This is a genomic window from Streptomyces montanisoli, assembly GCF_017813245.1.
In the GTDB taxonomy this organism is placed as follows: domain Bacteria; phylum Actinomycetota; class Actinomycetes; order Streptomycetales; family Streptomycetaceae; genus Streptomyces; species Streptomyces montanisoli.
In genome coordinates this window covers 1-561 of record NZ_JAGIQL010000396.1, presented here as the reverse complement: position 1 = coordinate 561, position 561 = coordinate 1, and the positions used below count along the sequence as shown (strand labels likewise).

At 81.1% G+C, this 561-nt stretch carries 1 pseudogene; it reads right to left on the bottom strand.

The features are described from left to right. A pseudogene (locus tag JFN87_RS33335) lies at positions 1-561 on the bottom strand (RDD family protein); the annotation flags it as partial.

Genomic DNA, 561 nt, shown 5'->3' with positions numbered 1-561 from the left:
CGGCGCGTGCGGGCAGCTCGCCCTGTGCCTGGCCGGGCACGCCCGGCGCATCGCCGGCCGGGCGCGCTCCGTCGTTCCCGTCCCCGCCCCCGCTCTCCTCCTTGGCGCGACGCGCCGCCGCAAGGGCGCGCATCGCCGCGGTGGAGTCGACGGGCGCCTGGGAGGCGGGCGGCGCGCCGTGGCGTCCGCCTTCGTCGACGGTGCGGGACGGCAGTGGCGCGGCTCCCGTCACGCCCGCGGCGCCCGTCACGCCCGCGGCGCCCGTCACGCCCGTGGCGCCGGTCAGGCCGGTGGCCGGGGCGGCGGACAGAGCAGACGCGTCGGACGGCGAGGCGGGACCCTCGGCGCCCCAGGAGACGCGGTGGTCCTGGTCACCGCCGAAGCCGGACTGGCGCGCGCTGTCGGCCGCCCACGCGGACGCCGGCTCCTGACCGGGCACGGAGCCGTAGCCGTGGCCCGCGTCGGGGCCGTCGGCCACTCCCGCGGAGGGGTCCTCGTCGAAGAAGACGGGTCCGGTCTCGTCGGCCGCCTGCGGCGCGGGGTCGGCGCCGGGCGCGTGAC